Origin of the sequence: Asaia platycodi JCM 25414, assembly GCF_000614545.1 — a bacterium.
Taxonomy (GTDB): Bacteria; Pseudomonadota; Alphaproteobacteria; order Acetobacterales; family Acetobacteraceae; genus Asaia; species Asaia platycodi.
Genome location: NZ_BAKW01000035.1, coordinates 1 through 546, shown reverse-complemented (window position 1 = coordinate 546; position 546 = coordinate 1). Strand labels below are relative to the sequence as shown.

The window sequence follows — 546 nt, the reverse complement described above, 5'->3', positions numbered from 1 at the left end:
CCCCTTTACTGTGATAACTGTTACGCACAAAAACAACAGGCATCCCGGAGGATGCCTGTATCATGACTGAATAAAACTTCTGAATATCTTCACATTTTCACAAACTGAACCGCCCCGGGAATCCTGGAGACTAAACTCCCTGAGAAAGAGGTAAACAGGATGACTAAAAATACACGTTTTTCCCCCGAGGTCCGTCAACGGGCAGTCCGTATGGTTCTGGAAAGTCAGGATGAATATGACTCACAGTGGGCGGCAATTTGTTCCATTGCCCCAAAGATTGGCTGTACACCAGGAGACTCTGCGTGTGTGGGTTCGTCAGCATGAGCGGGATACCGGGGGCGGTGATGGTGGACTCACCACCGCTGAACGTCAGCGTCTGAAAGAGCTGGAACGTGAAAATCGTGAACTGCGCCGCAGTAACGATATCCTTCGCCAGGCTTCCGCTTATTTTGCGAAGGCGGAGTTCGACCGCCTCTGGAAAAAATGATGCCACTGCTGGATAAGCTGCGTGAGCAGTACGGGGTCGGACCGGTATGCAGCGAACTG

Annotated in this window: 1 pseudogene and 1 other annotated feature; the pseudogene reads left to right on the top strand. The window is 51.6% G+C overall.

Annotation, left to right across the window (positions count from 1 at the left end):
* Window positions 1-159 precede the first annotated feature (159 nt).
* Window positions 160-546, top strand: a pseudogene (locus JCM25414_RS23210) (transposase); the annotation flags it as partial.
* Window positions 442-546 (top strand) — a sequence feature (AL1L pseudoknot). This feature is flagged as partial in the annotation. It overlaps the preceding pseudogene by 105 nt.